Source organism: Pseudomonas sp. SbOxS1 (genome assembly GCF_013416725.1).
Lineage (GTDB): Bacteria > Pseudomonadota > Gammaproteobacteria > Pseudomonadales > Pseudomonadaceae > Aquipseudomonas.
The window spans coordinates 230601-247115 of record NZ_JAAVXC010000002.1 but is presented as its reverse complement, the minus strand read 5'-3'; the positions used below and the strand labels follow the sequence as shown (position 1 = coordinate 247115).

Annotated in this window: 17 protein-coding genes; 13 read left to right on the top strand and 4 right to left on the bottom strand. The window is 61.4% G+C overall.

Annotation, left to right across the window (positions count from 1 at the left end):
• Positions 1–142: 142 nt before the first annotated feature.
• Positions 143–787: an orotate phosphoribosyltransferase gene (gene pyrE / locus HFK74_RS02040; protein ID WP_180202143.1), complete on the bottom strand. Its 645-nt coding sequence runs from the start codon at positions 785–787 to the stop codon at positions 143–145.
• Between the two features lie 82 nt (positions 788–869).
• On the opposite strand from pyrE, the gene HFK74_RS02035 reads away from it, so the two are divergent.
• Entirely contained in the window at positions 870–1649 is a 780-nt protein-coding gene (locus HFK74_RS02035; protein ID WP_008062840.1) for an exodeoxyribonuclease III, read from the top strand.
• Between the two features lie 111 nt (positions 1650–1760).
• On the opposite strand, the gene HFK74_RS02030 is transcribed toward HFK74_RS02035, so the two are convergent.
• Entirely contained in the window at positions 1761–2129 is a 369-nt protein-coding gene (locus HFK74_RS02030) for a DUF4870 domain-containing protein (protein ID WP_180202142.1), read from the bottom strand.
• A 29-nt stretch (positions 2130–2158) separates the two neighbouring features.
• Entirely contained in the window at positions 2159–2881 is a 723-nt protein-coding gene (gene rph / locus HFK74_RS02025) for a ribonuclease PH (protein ID WP_008062828.1), read from the bottom strand.
• A 267-nt stretch (positions 2882–3148) separates the two neighbouring features.
• Here rph and HFK74_RS02020 point away from each other — a divergent pair, with 267 nt between their 5' ends.
• The 6 genes from HFK74_RS02020 (at position 3149) to HFK74_RS01995 (ending at position 8455) form a co-directional block, all read left to right on the top strand.
• Complete coding sequence (locus tag HFK74_RS02020) at positions 3149–4012, top strand: YicC/YloC family endoribonuclease (protein ID WP_180202141.1); 864 nt, start codon at positions 3149–3151, stop codon at positions 4010–4012.
• A 12-nt stretch (positions 4013–4024) separates the two neighbouring features.
• Positions 4025–4645, top strand: a complete 621-nt coding sequence (gene gmk, locus HFK74_RS02015) for a guanylate kinase (protein ID WP_046818551.1) — start codon at positions 4025–4027, stop codon at positions 4643–4645.
• Between the two features lie 167 nt (positions 4646–4812).
• Complete coding sequence (gene rpoZ / locus HFK74_RS02010; RefSeq protein WP_007921129.1) at positions 4813–5076, top strand: DNA-directed RNA polymerase subunit omega; 264 nt, start codon at positions 4813–4815, stop codon at positions 5074–5076.
• 57 nt (positions 5077–5133) lie between these two features.
• Positions 5134–7239 (top strand): bifunctional GTP diphosphokinase/guanosine-3',5'-bis pyrophosphate 3'-pyrophosphohydrolase, encoded by a 2106-nt coding sequence (gene spoT, locus HFK74_RS02005; protein WP_008062824.1) that lies wholly within the window; start codon positions 5134–5136, stop codon positions 7237–7239.
• 27 nt (positions 7240–7266) lie between these two features.
• A complete protein-coding gene (locus tag HFK74_RS02000; protein WP_003229509.1) occupies positions 7267–7647 on the top strand; it encodes a RidA family protein in 381 nt (126 codons plus the stop codon).
• 67 nt (positions 7648–7714) lie between these two features.
• Entirely contained in the window at positions 7715–8455 is a 741-nt protein-coding gene (locus tag HFK74_RS01995; protein ID WP_180202140.1) for a hypothetical protein, read from the top strand.
• A gap of 126 nt (positions 8456–8581) precedes the next feature.
• Here HFK74_RS01995 and HFK74_RS01990 read toward each other — a convergent pair whose 3' ends face one another.
• A complete protein-coding gene (locus HFK74_RS01990; RefSeq protein ID WP_180202139.1) occupies positions 8582–9439 on the bottom strand; it encodes an SDR family oxidoreductase in 858 nt (285 codons plus the stop codon).
• A gap of 190 nt (positions 9440–9629) precedes the next feature.
• Between HFK74_RS01990 and exbB the strand changes: the two genes are divergently transcribed.
• The 6 genes from exbB (at position 9630) to HFK74_RS01960 (ending at position 16451) form a co-directional block, all read left to right on the top strand.
• Complete coding sequence (exbB, locus tag HFK74_RS01985) at positions 9630–10604, top strand: tonB-system energizer ExbB (protein ID WP_180202138.1); 975 nt, start codon at positions 9630–9632, stop codon at positions 10602–10604.
• Between the two features lie 6 nt (positions 10605–10610).
• Positions 10611–11039: a TonB system transport protein ExbD gene (gene exbD / locus HFK74_RS01980; RefSeq protein ID WP_008064483.1), complete on the top strand. Its 429-nt coding sequence runs from the start codon at positions 10611–10613 to the stop codon at positions 11037–11039.
• Positions 11036–11785: an energy transducer TonB gene (locus HFK74_RS01975; RefSeq protein WP_180202137.1), complete on the top strand. Its 750-nt coding sequence runs from the start codon at positions 11036–11038 to the stop codon at positions 11783–11785. The genes exbD and HFK74_RS01975 overlap by 4 nt, the downstream gene beginning before the upstream one ends.
• Before the next feature lie 173 nt (positions 11786–11958).
• A complete protein-coding gene (locus HFK74_RS01970) occupies positions 11959–12888 on the top strand; it encodes a hydrogen peroxide-inducible genes activator (RefSeq protein ID WP_008064487.1) in 930 nt (309 codons plus the stop codon).
• Positions 12889–12896: 8 nt separating this feature from the next.
• Positions 12897–14972: an ATP-dependent DNA helicase RecG gene (gene recG, locus HFK74_RS01965; protein WP_180202136.1), complete on the top strand. Its 2076-nt coding sequence runs from the start codon at positions 12897–12899 to the stop codon at positions 14970–14972.
• Between the two features lie 78 nt (positions 14973–15050).
• A complete protein-coding gene (locus tag HFK74_RS01960) occupies positions 15051–16451 on the top strand; it encodes an aminoacyl-tRNA deacylase and HDOD domain-containing protein (RefSeq protein WP_180202135.1) in 1401 nt (466 codons plus the stop codon).
• Positions 16452–16515 lie beyond the last annotated feature (64 nt).

The following is a 16515-nucleotide window of genomic DNA, read 5'->3' as shown; positions in this document are numbered from 1 at the left end:
CTGAGCGGGGTCTTTTTTTGCCTGTGATCCCTGTGGGAGCGAGCCTGCTCGCGATGGACGCCAAAACACCGCGGGGCGTCAGGCACCCAGCGTTATCGTTGACGTTTTTCGCGAACAGGCTCGCTCCCACAAGGGATTGGCGTTAAACGCCGAATTGGGCGCGGTACGCTTCCACAGCAGGCAGGTGCTGCTTGAGCTGCGGATCATCAGCCAGGAATTCCAGCACCTGATTCAGCGAAACGATGCTGATCACCGGAATACCGAAATCACGCTCCACTTCCTGGATCGCCGACAACTCACCGTTGCCACGCTCCTGACGGTTCAGGGCGATCAGCACGCCGGCTGCCTTGGCGCCGTCCTGGGAAGCGATGATCTGCATCACTTCACGGATCGCGGTGCCGGCGGTAATCACGTCGTCGATGATCAGCACATCGCCGGTCAGCGGCGCGCCGACCAGGCTGCCGCCTTCGCCGTGGGCCTTGGCCTCCTTGCGATTGAAGCACCATGGCAGGTCACGACCGTGATGCTCGGCCAATGCCACTGCAGTGGTCGCCGCCAAAGGGATGCCTTTGTAGGCAGGGCCAAACAGCACATCGAAGCCAATGCCGCTCTCGGCAATGGCAGCGGCGTAGAAACGACCCAGCTGTGCCAGGGCCGAGCCCGAGTTGAACAGGCCCGCATTGAAGAAGTAAGGACTGGTGCGCCCGGACTTCAGGGTGAACTCACCGAAGCGCAAAACGCCGCGATCGATGGCAAAACGAATGAAATCGCGCTGATACGCTTGCATGAAAAAAACCCCAAATACCACGGATTTAGCTAATTAGGTTGACGCCGTGTATCATACACGCACGCGATTTTTGGGGCCATTTATGCGGATCATCAGTGTGAACGTCAATGGTATTCAGGCCGCAGTCGAGCGAGGTTTGCTCAGTTGGCTGCAGGCACAGAATGCCGACGTCATCTGCCTGCAGGACACCCGTGCCTCCGCCTTTGAACTGGACGATCCAGCCTTCCAACTGGATGGATACTTCCTTTATGCCTGCGACGCCGAAGTTCCCGCCCAAGGCGGCGTGGCTTTGTACTCGCGGTTGCAACCGAAGGCTGTCATCAGCGGTCTCGGCTTCGAGACGGCCGACCGCTACGGGCGCTACCTGCAAGCAGATTTCGACAAAGTCAGTATTGCAACCCTGCTGCTTCCTTCCGGGATGAACGGCGATGAGGACTTGAACCAGAAGTTCAAGCTCATGGACGACTTCGCCAAGTACCTGGACAAGCAGCGGCGCAAACGCCGTGAGTACATTTATTGTGGCTCGCTGTATGTGGCGCAACAGAAGCTGGACATCAAGAACTGGCGTGACAGCCAGCAATCCCCGGGCTTCCTGGCGCCTGAACGCGCCTGGATGGACGAGATTGTCGGCAACATGGGTTATGTCGATGCCCTGCGCGAAGTCAGCCGTGAAGGCGACCAGTACAGCTGGTGGCCGGATAACGAACAGGCCGAAATGCTCAATCTCGGCTGGCGTTTCGATTACCAGATCCTGACCCCGGGCCTGCGCCGCTTCGTACGCAGTGCGCGCCTGCCACGTCAGCCACGGTTCTCGCAACACGCACCGCTGATCGTGGACTACGACTGGACGCTGACCATCTAGGCGTCGTTTCGCAGATGCAAAAAAGCCGACAGCGATGTCGGCTTTTTTGTGCTCGCTGGTTGCCGCCATCTGTAGGAGCGAGCCGGCTCCTACAGGGGGCAAAGTTGATCGTTATTTGATCAGGCGCCAGGTGAACGGATACCGATAAGGCACTCCATCATTGGCCTTGAGCCCGGCAATGATGGACAGCACTATCGCTCCGATCAGCACCAACGGCAGCAACGCAAAACCGATCAAAACCAGCATCAACAGGTAACAAATACCCGAAACCAAGGCCACTGTGATCTGAAAGTTCAGAGCTTCTTTACCTTGAGCGTCGATGAACGGATCTGTTTCACGCTTCCACTGCCAAAGTATCAGCGGCCCAATCAGATGACCGAACGGTAACCAGACACCGAGAAACGCCGAGAGGTGACAAAACATCGCCCACTGGCGAGCCTCGGGGCTCGGGGTGGGAAGCAGCATCTGCTCATCACTCATGGCGCTCTCCTTGCCATACGTCGAAACAATCAGTCAGCCAGTGCAGCCTTCTGCAGATCGAAAATTTCGTTCATGCCTTTTTTCGCCAGCTCCAGCATGGCGTTCAGCTCTTCAGGCTGGAACGGCGCGCCTTCGGCAGTGCCCTGGACTTCGATGAAGCCGCCAGAGCTGGTCATCACCACGTTCAGGTCGGTCTCGGCAGCCGAGTCTTCCAGGTAGTCGAGGTCGAGCACAGGCTCGCCTTGATACATGCCCACCGACACGGCACCGATCATTTGCTTGAGCGGGTCGCCGCCTTTCAGGCCGCCGCGCTTCTTGATCACTTTCAAGGCATCGACCAGGGCCACCATGGCGCCGGTGATGGAGGCGGTGCGCGTACCGCCATCTGCCTGGATCACGTCACAGTCAACGTACAGGGTGACGTCGCCCAGCTTGGACATGTCCAGCGCAGCGCGCAGGGAACGACCGATCAGGCGCTGGATTTCCAGGGTGCGGCCGCCTTGCTTGCCACGGCTGGCTTCACGCTGGTTACGCTCGCCGGTAGCGCGCGGCAGCATGCCGTACTCGGCCGTCAACCAGCCCTGGCCCTGGCCCTTGAGGAACCGCGGCACGCCGTTTTCGACGCTGACGGTGCAGATCACCTTGGTGTCACCGAACTCCACCAGTACGGATCCCTCGGCGTGTTTGGTGTAGTTGCGGGTAATGCGGATCGAGCGGAGCTGATCGGCAACGCGACCACTTGGACGTTTCATAAGGGATACCTGTACGGGGACGGAAAACTGCGGAGCATTATAGAGCCGCCAGCCACGACTGGGCACTTCTAAAAAATTCCTCGGACGAGCGAAGGCTCTGCAAAGCCCGCTGGCGACGACTTGCAGGCCTTTGTCACACCGTGTGTTTGGGCGCATCCACGCCACTGCGCTACAATCCTGCGCCTTTGCTGCCAGTCAGCTTAAATTCATTGATATCGGATGGCCGGAACGTCAGTTGCGCGCCGATCTGCATTGCGAGGTACCTCCATGGTGCACAGCATGACCGCCTTCGCCCGCGTCGAGAAAGCCGGGGTCCAGGGTACCCTGAGCTGGGAGCTGCGCTCGGTCAACAGCCGCTACCTGGAACCCCACCTGCGTCTGCCGGAGTCCTTCCGCGACCTCGAAGGCGCCGTCCGCGAGGCGCTGCGCCAGGGCGTGTCCCGAGGCAAGCTCGAATGCACCCTGCGCTTCACCGAAGAAAACACCGGCAAACCACTGCAAGTGGACCAGGCGCGCGCAGCACAACTGGTTGCAGCCGCCGAGACCATCGCCAGCCTGATCAAGAATCCGGCTGCGCTGAACCCGCTCGAAGTGCTGGCCTGGCCCGGCGTACTGGTGGGCGATGCGACCGACCCACAGGCGCTGAACGCCGAGGCGCTGGCGCTGTTCAACCAGGGCCTCAAGGAGCTCAAGGCCGGCCGTGAGCGCGAAGGCGCGGAACTGGCGCGGTTGATCAACGACCGCCTGACATCCATCGAAGAAGACGTGGTGACCCTGCGCGAACTGGTTCCGCAGATGCTCGCCACCCAGCGCCAGAAAGTGCTCGACCGCTTTGCCGACATGAAGGCCGAGATGGACCCGCAGCGCCTGGAGCAGGAAATGGTCATGCTCGCGCAAAAAAGCGACGTTGCCGAAGAACTGGATCGCATGAGTACTCACATCATCGAAGTTCGCCGGGTGCTCAAGTCCGGCGGTGCCGCCGGGCGGCGCCTGGACTTCCTGATGCAGGAGCTCAACCGCGAAGCCAACACACTGGGCTCCAAAGCCTTCGACCCGCGCAGCACCCAGGCGGCGGTCAACCTCAAGGTGTTGATCGAGCAGATGCGCGAACAAGTGCAGAATATTGAGTAAGGCAACCCCGACATGACCCACAGCACTGGCACCCTATACATCATTTCCGCCCCTTCGGGCGCGGGCAAGAGCAGCCTGGTAAAGGCCCTGACCGACGCCGATCCGGAGATCCGCGTCTCGGTCTCCCACACCACCCGCGCCATGCGTCCCGGTGAAGTGAATGGCGTGAACTATCACTTCGTCGACCGCAGCGAGTTCGTGAAGATGATCGAGCACGGCGACTTCCTCGAGCGCGCCGAAGTATTCGGCAATCTCTACGGCACTTCGCAAAGCCACCTGCAGCAGACCCTGGACGAAGGCCACGACCTGATTCTGGAAATCGACTGGCAAGGCGCCGAGCAAGTACGCAAGCTGATGCCCCAGGCCCGCTCGATCTTCATTCTGCCGCCGTCGTTGCAGGCCCTGCACCAGCGCCTGACCAATCGTGGCCAGGACAGTGACGAGATCATTGACGGCCGCATGCGTGAAGCCGTCAGCGAAATGAGCCACTACGTCGACTACGACTACCTGGTGATCAACGACGATTTCGCCCACGCGCTGCACGACCTGAAGGCGATTTTCCGCGCCAATCAGCTACAACAAAAACGCCAGCAGCAACGTTTTGGCAAATTGTTGGCTGAATTGCTCGGCTAAAGAGCTCTTCCCAAAACAGCTGCAAGGGCTTTACATTGGCACTTGCAGCGCGTTGAAGGGCTTGGTCAAAAAATCAGCGCTTCCCTAATCGCTGGTGATTTTTTAAACTGTTGAGTCCGCTCGCCCATCCGGGCAGCGCGCATATTGCATTTGCTACGAGGAAGACCATGGCCCGCGTAACCGTTGAAGACTGCCTAGAACACGTGGATAACCGCTTTGAGCTGGTCATGCTCTCTACCAAGCGTGCCCGTCAACTGGCCACCGGCGGCAAAGAGCCGAAAGTAGCATGGGAAAACGACAAGCCTACCGTCGTCGCCCTGCGTGAAATCGCTGAAGGCCTGATCGACTACGCAGCTATCGCCGAAGCCGAAATCGTTGAAGATGAACCGCTTTTCGCTGCATTCGAGGACGAGTCCAACGAGGCCGTCTAAGCCTATGCCTGGTCGACGTAGCACGGCGCGGGATAAAAGCTTACGGCAGGAGTCATCATGCCGAGCATAGACGCCCTCGCCGATCGCTTATCGACCTACCTCGGCAAAGACCAGGTCAACCTGGTCCGCCGAGCGTATTTCTACGCCGAACAAGCCCACGACGGCCAACGCCGCCGTAGCGGCGAGGCGTACGTCACGCACCCACTCGCGGTGGCGAATATTCTTGCCGACATGCACATGGACCATCAGAGCCTGATGGCGGCCATGCTGCATGACGTGATCGAAGACACCGGCATTGCCAAGGAAGCGCTGCAAGCGCAATTTGGCGAAACCGTGGCCGAACTGGTCGACGGGGTCAGCAAACTGACCCAGATGAACTTCGAGACCAAGGCCGAAGCCCAGGCTGAAAACTTCCAGAAAATGGCCATGGCCATGGCCCGCGACATTCGCGTGATCCTGGTCAAGCTGGCCGACCGCCTGCACAACATGCGCACGCTGGAAGTGCTGTCTGGCGAAAAACGCCGGCGCATCGCCAAGGAAACCCTGGAAATCTATGCGCCCATCGCCAACCGGCTGGGCATGCACGCCATCCGCATAGAATTCGAAGACCTCGGCTTCAAGGCCATGCACCCGATGCGTTCCGCGCGGATCTACCAGGCGGTCAAGCGCGCCCGGGGCAACCGCAAGGAAATCGTCAACAAGATCGAAGAATCCCTCAGTCACTGCCTGGCCATCGATGGCATCCAGGGCGAGGTCAGCGGTCGGCAGAAACACCTCTACGGCATCTACAAGAAAATGCGCGGCAAGCGTCGGGCCTTCAACGAGATCATGGACGTCTACGCGTTCCGGATCATCGTCGACAAGGTCGATACCTGCTACCGCGTGCTGGGTGCTGTTCATAATTTGTACAAGCCGTTGCCGGGGCGCTTCAAGGATTACATCGCGATTCCCAAGGCCAACGGCTATCAGTCGCTGCACACCACGCTGTTCGGCATGCACGGTGTTCCGATCGAGATCCAGATCCGTACCCGTGAAATGGAAGAGATGGCCAACAACGGCATCGCGGCCCATTGGCTGTACAAATCCAGCGGCGACGAGCAGCCCAAAGGCACGCACGCCCGTGCCCGCCAGTGGGTCAAGGGCGTGCTGGAAATGCAGCAACGAGCCGGCAACTCGCTGGAATTCATCGAAAGCGTGAAGATCGACCTGTTCCCGGACGAGGTCTACGTGTTCACGCCCAAAGGCCGGATCATGGAGCTGCCCAAGGGCTCCACGGCGGTCGACTTCGCCTACGCGGTGCACACCGACGTCGGCAACAGCTGCATTGCCTGCCGGATCAACCGTCGCCTCGCACCGCTGTCCGAACCGCTGCAAAGCGGCTCCACGGTCGAGATCGTCAGCGCACCCGGCGCGCGGCCGAACCCGGCGTGGCTCAACTTCGTGGTCACCGGCAAGGCGCGCACCCACATTCGCCATGCGCTGAAACTGCAGCGCCGCTCCGAGTCCATCAGCCTGGGCGAACGCCTGCTGAACAAGGTGCTCAACGGTTTCGACAGTTCGCTGGAAAAAATCCCGGCCGAACGCGTCAAGGCGATGCTCGCCGAATACCGCCTGGAACTGATCGAAGACTTGCTGGAAGATATCGGACTGGGCAATCGCATGGCCTACGTCGTCGCCCGACGCCTGCTTGGCGAAGGCGAACAGTTGCCGAGCCCGGAAGGCCCGCTGGCGATTCGTGGTACCGAAGGGCTGGTCCTCAGCTACGCCAAGTGCTGCACGCCGATCCCGGGCGACCCGATTGTCGGCCACCTGTCCGCGGGCAAAGGCATGGTCGTGCACCTGGACAACTGCCGCAACATCAGCGAAATCCGCCACAACCCGGAAAAATGCATCCAGCTCTCATGGGCCAAGGATGTCACCGGCGAATTCAACGTCGAACTGCGCGTCGAGCTGGAACACCAGCGCGGCCTGATCGCCCTGCTGGCCAGCAGCGTCAATGCGGCCGACGGCAACATCGAAAAAATCAGCATGGATGAACGCGATGGTCGCATCAGCGTGGTCCAACTGGTGGTCAGCGTACACGACCGCGTGCACCTGGCCCGCGTGATCAAGAAACTGCGCGCCCTGACCGGGGTGATCCGCATCACCCGCATGCGCGCGTAGCCACCCATCCATTACAAGGAGTCATTCATGACCAAGACTGTTATCACCAGCGACAAGGCCCCGGCCGCCATCGGTACTTACTCCCAGGCGATCAAGGCTGGCAACACCGTCTACATGTCGGGCCAGATCCCTCTGGACCCAAAAACCATGGAACTGGTCGAAGGCTTCGAAGCCCAGACCGTCCAGGTGTTCGAGAACCTGAAGGCCGTGGCTGAAGCTGCCGGCGGTTCGTTCAAGGACATCGTCAAGCTGAACATCTTCCTCACCGACCTGAGCCACTTCGCCAAGGTCAACGAGATCATGGGCAAATACTTCGACCAGCCTTACCCAGCTCGCGCCGCCATCGGCGTTGCGGCCCTGCCAAAGGGTTCGCAGGTTGAAATGGATGCCATCCTGGTCATCGAGTAATGCGTCTGGCGCAGCCCATGGCTGCGCCGACCGCTCTGCAGTAAAGAAAGTCTGAAAGGATTCCACCATGCGCAACGCGCTTGTTCTCTCGCTGCTCGCCCTGCTTTTGGGCGGATGTGCCAGCAACCCTGCCGACCGTGACATCAGCGGCACCTGGATCAACCAGGCGGCGATCGATGCTGCAGCCAAAGGCGGCCCCCTGCGTGAAGCCCTCCAGGCCTACGGCCCAAACCTGGAATGGGACGTCAACACCAAGGCCAGTCAGGCCCGCTACACCAATGGCTTTGAAAATGTCGAAGGCAGGTTGCTGGGCGAACAGTCCGGCGCCTGGAAGGTCGACTTTTATGGCAGCTCTGCCAGCGAGCTCAAGCGTGACGGCAAGCAACTGAGCCAGGCCGCCAGCGACAACGAACCTGAGCAGGTCTTCGACCGCGCGCTGATTCCGGTTCCGGATGGCGCACCGATGGGTGCCAGCTTCGAACGCGCGCTGTACTCGGCGTACATGGGCGGCAGCTGGAAGGTCGTCAGCGGCCCCGGCGAAGGCAATAGCGTGCAGTTCCAGGCCGACGGCCAGGTCATCGGCCTGCCGGAAGCCGATCGTTATGCCCTGTGCCTGGCGGGTGACTGTGCGTCGATGAGCGGTGGCAACGACAATATGTGGTTGCAACTTAACGGACAGGGAAACCCCTGGATCTTTGCGCGCAAAGGCAAGGAACTGGAAATTTTCCAGGCGGTGAATACTGCCCAGGCAGACGAAATGCCCCAGTACACGCCGGGCAATCGCAAGTGGCTGCTCGAGAAGCAGTAAGCAACACCACCCCCTTGTAGGAGCGAGCTTGCTCGCGAAGAGGCCGTAATAGTCAACAAATGCGTTGCCTGTCAGACCGCTTTCGCGAGCAAGCTCGCTCCTACAGGGGGTTGTGGCGTTTACAGGTCAGCAACGCCCTTCAATGATCGCCGCATAACCCTCGCGAAAACTCGGATACTTCGGTGTCCAGCCCAACGCCTTCGCCCGCGCATTGCTGCAACGCTTGCTCCCGGTGCGGCGCACAGTGGCGTCGTCCGCCCATTCGGTCACACCCAGATACTCGCGCAACCAGCCCACCACATCCGCCAGCGCTGCGGGCGCGTCATCAACGCCTATATAGACGTCATCCAGTGCCACGCCACGCCGGTCCGCCTCCAGCAGACAGGCCATCAACCCGGCCGCGTCATCGGCATGAATGCGATTGGCGTACAGCGGCGGATCGATCGCCACGCGATAGCCCCGGCGAACCTGGGTCAGCAACCACTCACGACCCGGCCCGTAGATACCGGTCAGGCGCACGATACTGGCCGGGATGCCGCTATTGAGCGCAATCTGCTCCGCTTCAAGCATCACCCGCCCCGAGTAACCCGCCGCCACGGCTGGCGAAGTCTCGTCAATCCACTCGCCCTGCTGCTGGCCGTAGACACTGCTGCTGGAAACGAACAGCAAGCGATTGGGCACCTGCCCATAGTCATCCAGCCACTCCAGCACATGCCGCAAGCCCTGGACATAAGCGGCGCGATAACCCGCTTCATCGTGATCAGTGGCGGCCGCGCAGTACACCAGGTAATCAACTGCACCCACCGGCCAGGTCGCCGGGCAGTCTTTATTGAACAAGTCGCCGGCCACTCCTACAACCCCGTCGGGCAGGCGTGAAACGTCACGACGCAGGCCATGGACTTCCCACCCGCCTTTCAACAATTGCGTGGCCAGACGACTGCCGACATCACCGCAACCGGCGATCAAAACAGAGGGTGCGGACATCAGGAAACTCTCCTCAAAAATGGACAAACCAGCGCTGCCAATGGACGAGCGGCTAGCAATGCAGGAAAAAAAGATACTCTATTACTTCTGTTAACAAGAATTACTTGCAATAATGCGGACCACTTTTGTTCTCGGCCTTACGAGGCCTGGAAGAACATTAACCGTCTTTTTCCCTCAGGTCCGGCCCAGCATGACACGTAATCAACTCTCCGCTTCGCCAACCAAACGACCTCGCGCCTGGAGCGCGGTGGCCGCCCTGCTACTCAGCCTGATGCTGGCGCCAACCGCCGCTTTTGCTGACGCACAAGCCCCCGCCGCACCGGCTGCTGCCGCCGCACCTGCCCAGGCCGACCACGCCGCTCCGGCAGTGACACCGGTTGCGACCGATCCTGCCCAGGCAGTACCGGCAGACACTAACGGTGAAAACGCTCCCGAAGTCCTGGAGGCCGACAACACCCTGGGCATGGCCCATGACCTGTCGCCGTGGGGCATGTACCAGAACGCCGACATCATCGTCAAAATCGTGATGATCGGCCTGGCCATCGCCTCGATCATCACCTGGACCATCTGGATCGCCAAGGGTCTTGAGTTGATGGGCGCCAAGCGTCGTCTGCGCGGTGAAATCGCCCAGCTGAAAAAATCCGCCTCCCTTAAAGAAGCCAGTGCCACTGCGGCAAAGGAAGGCACCCTGGCCAACCTGCTGGTCCATGACGCCCTCGAAGAGATGCGCCTGTCGGTCAACAGCCGTGAGAAAGAAGGCATCAAGGAACGCGTCAGCTTCCGTCTTGAGCGCCTGGTAGCGGCTTGCGGTCGCAACATGAGCAGCGGCACCGGCGTGCTCGCCACCATCGGTTCCACCGCGCCGTTCGTCGGTCTGTTCGGTACCGTATGGGGCATCATGAACAGCTTCATTGGCATCGCCAAGACCCAGACCACCAACCTCGCCGTCGTGGCTCCCGGCATCGCCGAAGCCCTGCTGGCGACCGCACTGGGCCTGGTTGCAGCGATTCCTGCGGTAGTGATCTACAACGTTTTCGCCCGCTCCATCGCCGGTTACAAGGCCCAGGTGTCCGACGCGTCGGCACAGGTCCTGCTGCTGGTCAGCCGCGACCTCGACCACCAGCCCGAGCGCAGCTCGCAACCGCACATGGTGAAAGTGGGGTAATCGGCCATGGGCCTGCATTTGAAAGAAGGGGCAGACGACGATCTGTCCGAAAACCACGAAATCAACGTCACGCCGTTCATCGACGTGATGCTGGTGTTGCTGATCATCTTCATGGTGGCAGCCCCGCTGGCCACCGTGGACATCAAGGTCGACCTGCCCGCGTCCACCGCCAAGCCGGCGCCACGGCCGGAGAAACCGGTGTTCCTCAGCGTCAAGGCTGACCAGCGCCTGTTCCTCGGCGAAGACGAAGTAAAGGCCGAAGCACTCGGCGCCACGCTCGACGCCAGGACCCAGGGCAAGAAAGACACGACGATCTTCTTCCAGGCCGATAAAGGTGTGGATTACGGCGACCTGATGAGCGTGATGGACAACTTGCGCGCCGCCGGTTACCTGAAGGTCGGCCTGGTCGGACTCGAGACGGCAGCCAAGAAATGATCACTACGCGCCATAAGCTGACGCGTTACAGCGGTAGCCTGGCTATCGTGCTGGGCGTTCACGCGCTGGCCATCGCGCTGGCCGTGAACTGGACGGCCCACCCGCCCATCGAATTGCCTCCCCAGGCAATGATGGTCGAGTTGGCGCCGGTTCCCGCCCCGCCACCGCCTGCACCGCCGAAGGTCGTCACGCCACCGCAGCCGCCCGCTCCGGTCGAAGAACTGCCGATACCCAAGCTTGCTGAAGCGCCGAAGGCCGAGATTGCCGTGCCCAAGCCGGTAAAACCCAAGCCGAAGCCTCAGCCGCCCAAACCGGTAGAGAAAAAGCCCGAGCCGCCGAAGGAAAAACCGTCGGAAGCCAAACCGAGCGAGGCGCAACCGACCCAGGCCCCGTCGGAGAAATCCGCCCAGCCCGCACCTGGCCCTTCCGCCGCTCAAGTCGCGGCCAAGGCCAGTTGGCAAGGCGCATTGCTGGCGCACCTGCAAAAGTACAAGAAGTACCCGGCCAGCGCACAGGCACGGGGCAAGGAAGGCATGAACCGCCTGCGTTTCGTGGTGGATGCCGAAGGCAACGTCCTGTCCTTCGAACTGGTTGGCGCTTCGGGCACAGCCGATCTGGACCGGGCGACCCTGGACATGATCCGCCGTGCCCAGCCGCTGCCTAAGCCACCGGCCGACATGCTGACCAACGGCTCAATCGAAATTGTTGCGCCCTTTGTTTACTCGATCGACAAACGCCGGCGCTAATCACACCGGCAACCCAGGAAACTGGAAATGCAAAAGGCACCGAAAGGTGCCTTTTGTCTATCTGGAAACGCCAAACCGATATTGCCCTGTGTCACTCGCCACCTGCCTTCTGATAACGTGCGTCTATCGATTGCAAGCGGTATGCTTGGCCCGCAACTTCATGGACGCTTGCTATGACCCTCACAGAATTACGCTACATCGTTACCCTCGCCCAAGAACAACACTTCGGCCATGCCGCCGAGCGTTGTCACGTCAGCCAACCTACCCTGTCGGTGGGCGTGAAAAAGCTTGAAGACGAACTCGGTGTGCTGATTTTTGAGCGCAGCAAAAGCGCCGTGCGCTTGACCCCGGTCGGCGAAGGCATCGTCGCCCAGGCGCAAAAAGTGCTCGAACAGGCCCAAGGCATCCGCGAACTGGCCCAGGCTGGCAAGAACCAGCTAACCGCGCCGCTCAAGGTCGGCGCGATCTATACCGTCGGCCCGTACCTGTTCCCGCACCTGATTCCGCAACTGCACCGGGTTGCCCCGCAGATGCCGTTGTACATCGAGGAAAACTTCACCCACGTGTTGCGCGACAAACTGCGCAACGGCGAACTCGACGCGATCATCATTGCCCTGCCGTTCAACGAAGCCGACGTGTTGACCTTGCAGCTCTATGACGAGCCGTTCTATGTCCTGATGCCGGCGCAGCACCCATGGACGCAGAAAGAATCCATCGACGCCAACCTGCTCAACGACAAGAGCCTGCTGCTGCTCGGCGAAGGCCATTGCTTCCGCGACCAGGTACTCGAAGCCTGCCCGACCCTGGCCAAGGGCAACGACGGCGCCAAGCACACCACGGTGGAGTCCAGTTCGCTGGAAACCATCCGCCACATGGTGGCTTCCGGTCTCGGCATTTCGATCCTGCCGCTGTCGGCGGTCGACAGCCATCACTACGCCCCCGGCGTGATCGAGGTTCGCCCGCTGTCGGCGCCGGTGCCATTCCGCACCGTAGCCATCGCCTGGCGTGCGAGCTTCCCGCGGCCGAAGGCCATTGAGATCCTCGCTGACTCCATTCGCCTGTGCTCGGTGGCCAAACCCGCCGCACCGGTAACGGCCGGTTAAGCGACGCCATGACCGAGTTGTCGCAAGTGTCGGTGACGGCACTCAAGGGTGTCGGCGAAGCCATGGCCGAAAAACTGGCCAAGGTCGGCCTGGAAAACCTCCAGGACGTTCTGTTTCATCTGCCGCTGCGCTACCAGGATCGCACTCGCGTCGTGCCGATCGGCGCGCTGCGCCCAGGGCAGGATGCCGTGATCGAAGGCACCGTCAGCGGTGCCGATGTGGTCATGGGTCGACGCCGCAGCCTGGTGGTGCGCCTGCAGGACGGTACCGGCGGGCTCAGCCTGCGCTTCTATCACTTCAGCAACGCACAGAAAGAAGGCCTCAAGCGCGGCACGCGGATTCGCTGCTACGGCGAAGCGCGGCCCGGCGCATCGGGGCTCGAAATCTACCACCCGGAGTATCGCGCCCTCACCGGCGACGAGCCGCCGCCCGTGGATGAAACCCTGACCCCGGTGTACCCGCTCACCGAAGGCCTGACCCAACAGCGCCTGCGCCAGCTGTGCCTGCAAACCCTGACCCTGCTCGGTCCGAGCAGCCTGCCCGACTGGCTGCCAACGGAACTGGCCCGCGATTACCAATTGGCGCCGCTGGCCGATGCGATCCGCTACCTGCATAACCCGCCTGCCGATGCCGATGTCGACGAACTCGCCCTGGGTCATCACTGGGCCCAGCACCGCCTGGCCTTCGAAGAGCTGCTGACCCATCAACTGTCCCAGCAACGCCTGCGCGAGAGCATGCGTGCCCTGCGCGCGCCAGCGATGCCGAAAGCCACGAAGCTGCCCACCCAATATCTGGCCAACCTGGGCTTCACCCCGACCGGCGCACAGCAGCGGGTCGGCAACGAAATCGCCTACGACCTCAGTCAGCACGAACCCATGTTGCGACTGATCCAAGGCGACGTCGGCGCGGGCAAAACCGTGGTCGCCGCGTTGGCTGCACTACAGGCACTGGAAGCCGGTTATCAAGTCGCCCTGATGGCGCCCACCGAAATCCTCGCCGAGCAGCACTTCATCACGTTCAAGCGCTGGCTCGAACCGCTGGGCATCGAAGTCGCCTGGCTGGCCGGCAAGCTAAAGGGCAAGAACCGTGTCGCCGCGCTTGAGCAGATTGCGGGCGGCGCACCGATGGTGGTCGGCACCCACGCGCTGTTCCAGGACGAAGTGCAGTTCAAGAATCTCGCGCTGGCGATCATCGATGAACAGCACCGCTTTGGCGTACAGCAGCGCCTGGCGCTGCGGCAGAAAGGCGTCGGCGGACGAATGTGCCCGCATCAGCTGATCATGACCGCCACGCCGATCCCCCGAACCTTGGCCATGAGCGCCTACGCCGACCTCGACACCTCGATCCTCGACGAACTGCCCCCGGGCCGTACCCCGGTAAACACGGTGCTGGTCACCGACACACGGCGCGTCGAAGTGATCGAACGGGTGCGCGGTGCTTGTGCCGAAGGGCGTCAAGCCTATTGGGTGTGCACGCTGATCGAAGAATCGGAAGAGCTGACCTGCCAGGCCGCCGAAACTACGCACGAAGACCTCACCGCCGCCCTCGGCGAATTAAAAGTCGGCTTGATCCATGGACGCATGAAGCCCGCCGAAAAAGCAGCGGTGATGGCCGAGTTCAAGGCTGGCAACCTGCAGCTGCTGGTTGCCACCACCGTGATCGAAGTCGGCGTGGACGTGCCCAACGCCAGCCTGATGATCATCGAAAACCCCGAACGGCTGGGCCTGGCGCAACTGCACCAGCTGCGCGGCCGCGTCGGGCGGGGCAGCGCGGTCAGCCACTGCGTGCTGCTTTATCATCCGCCGCTGTCACAGATCGGACGCCAGCGGCTGGGTATCATGCGTGAAACCAACGACGGCTTCGTGATCGCCGAAAAAGACCTCGAACTGCGCGGTCCTGGCGAAATGCTCGGCACACGGCAAACCGGCCTGCTGCAATTCAAGGTCGCCGATCTGATGCGTGACGCCGACCTGCTGCCTGCCGTACGCGACGCCGCCCAAGCCCTGCTGGAACGCTGGCCAGACCATGTCAGCCCGTTACTTGACCGCTGGCTGCGCCATGGGCAGCAATACGGCCAAGTGTGAGCAGCGTCTCAGTTTCCAGGCCATGGTTTTGAGCAAGCTGGTTATACTCCTGAAATTGTTTTGGAACGGATACAGACCATGACCGAAGTTGCCCTCGCACCCGCTGCCCCGCACGCTCCGTCGGTCATTCGGCTACTGCTGGACAAAATGGGCATTGTCTTCGAAGAAGTGCTCGACCATCACGGCCTGAACGCCGCGCGCAAAGTCCAGGCCGTGCTGCTCGATGACAGTGTCGGTACGCTGATGGTGCTGTATCCGCAAAGCCAGTTACTGGACCTCAATCGCCTGACCGAACTCACAGGCCGCCGCCTCACGGCCGTGTCGACCGAGCGCCTGCAGAAAATGCTCGGCAAACACAGCCTGAGCCTGCTGCCGGGCCTGCCATCGCTGACCAGCTCGCCCTGCCTGTATGAAGAAAGCCTGTTGCGCGAGCCCATGATACTGGTCAACTCAGGTGAGCCGGGCGTGCTGCTGGAAATCAGCAGTGAAGCCTTCAAGTCCATGCTGACCAAGGCCAGTGCCGCCAACTTCGGCGAGAACCTGAGCAGCATCCGCCCGAACCTCGATCGCCCTGACGATGACCGCGAGGAAATCTCCCAGGCCGTCCAGGCGTTCACCGCCCGACGTATCCAGCAACGACTGGAAGCGACCATCGAGATTCCACCGCTGGCCGAAACGGCACAGAAGATCATCAAACTGCGCGTCGACCCCAACGCCACCATCGACGACATCACCGGCGTGGTCGAAACCGACCCGGCGCTGGCCGCCCAGGTGGTGAGTTGGGCCGCATCGCCGTACTACGCCTCCCCCGGCAAGATTCGTTCGGTGGAAGACGCGATCGTCCGGGTACTGGGTTTCGACCTGGTGATCAACCTGGCGCTGGGCCTGGCCCTGGGCAAAACCTTGAGCCTGCCCAAGGACCGCCCGCAACACAGCACCCCGTACTGGCAGCAATCGATCTACACGGCCGCAGTCATCGAAGGCCTGACCCGCGCGATGCCCCGCACCCAGCGCCCGGAAGCGGGCCTGACCTACCTGGCGGGCCTGCTGCACAACTTCGGCTACCTGCTGCTGGCCCACGTGTTCCCGCCGCATTTCTCGCTGATCTGCCGGCACATGGAGGTCAACCCGCACCTGTGCCACAGCTACATCGAGCAACACCTGCTGGGCATCAGCCGTGAACAGATCGGCTCATGGCTGATGCGCTACTGGGACATGCCGGAAGAACTCACCACCGCGCTGCGCTTCCAGCACGACCCAGGCTACGACGGCACCTACGCCGAATACCCGAACCTGGTTTGCCTGGCTGTGCGCCTGCTGCGCAGCCGTGGCATTGGCTCCGGACCGGATGAAGACATTCCGGATGCCCTGCTGGAACGACTCGGCCTGAGCCGTGCCAAGGCCGAAGACGTCGTTAGTAAAGTGCTTGAGGCTGAAGTGTTGCTGCGTGAACTGGCTTCGCAATTTAGCCAAGGCTGAAAAGCATCGCGAGCAAGCCCGCTCTCACAGGGGTCATCTCCACCCTGGCAGGAGCAAGGCTTGC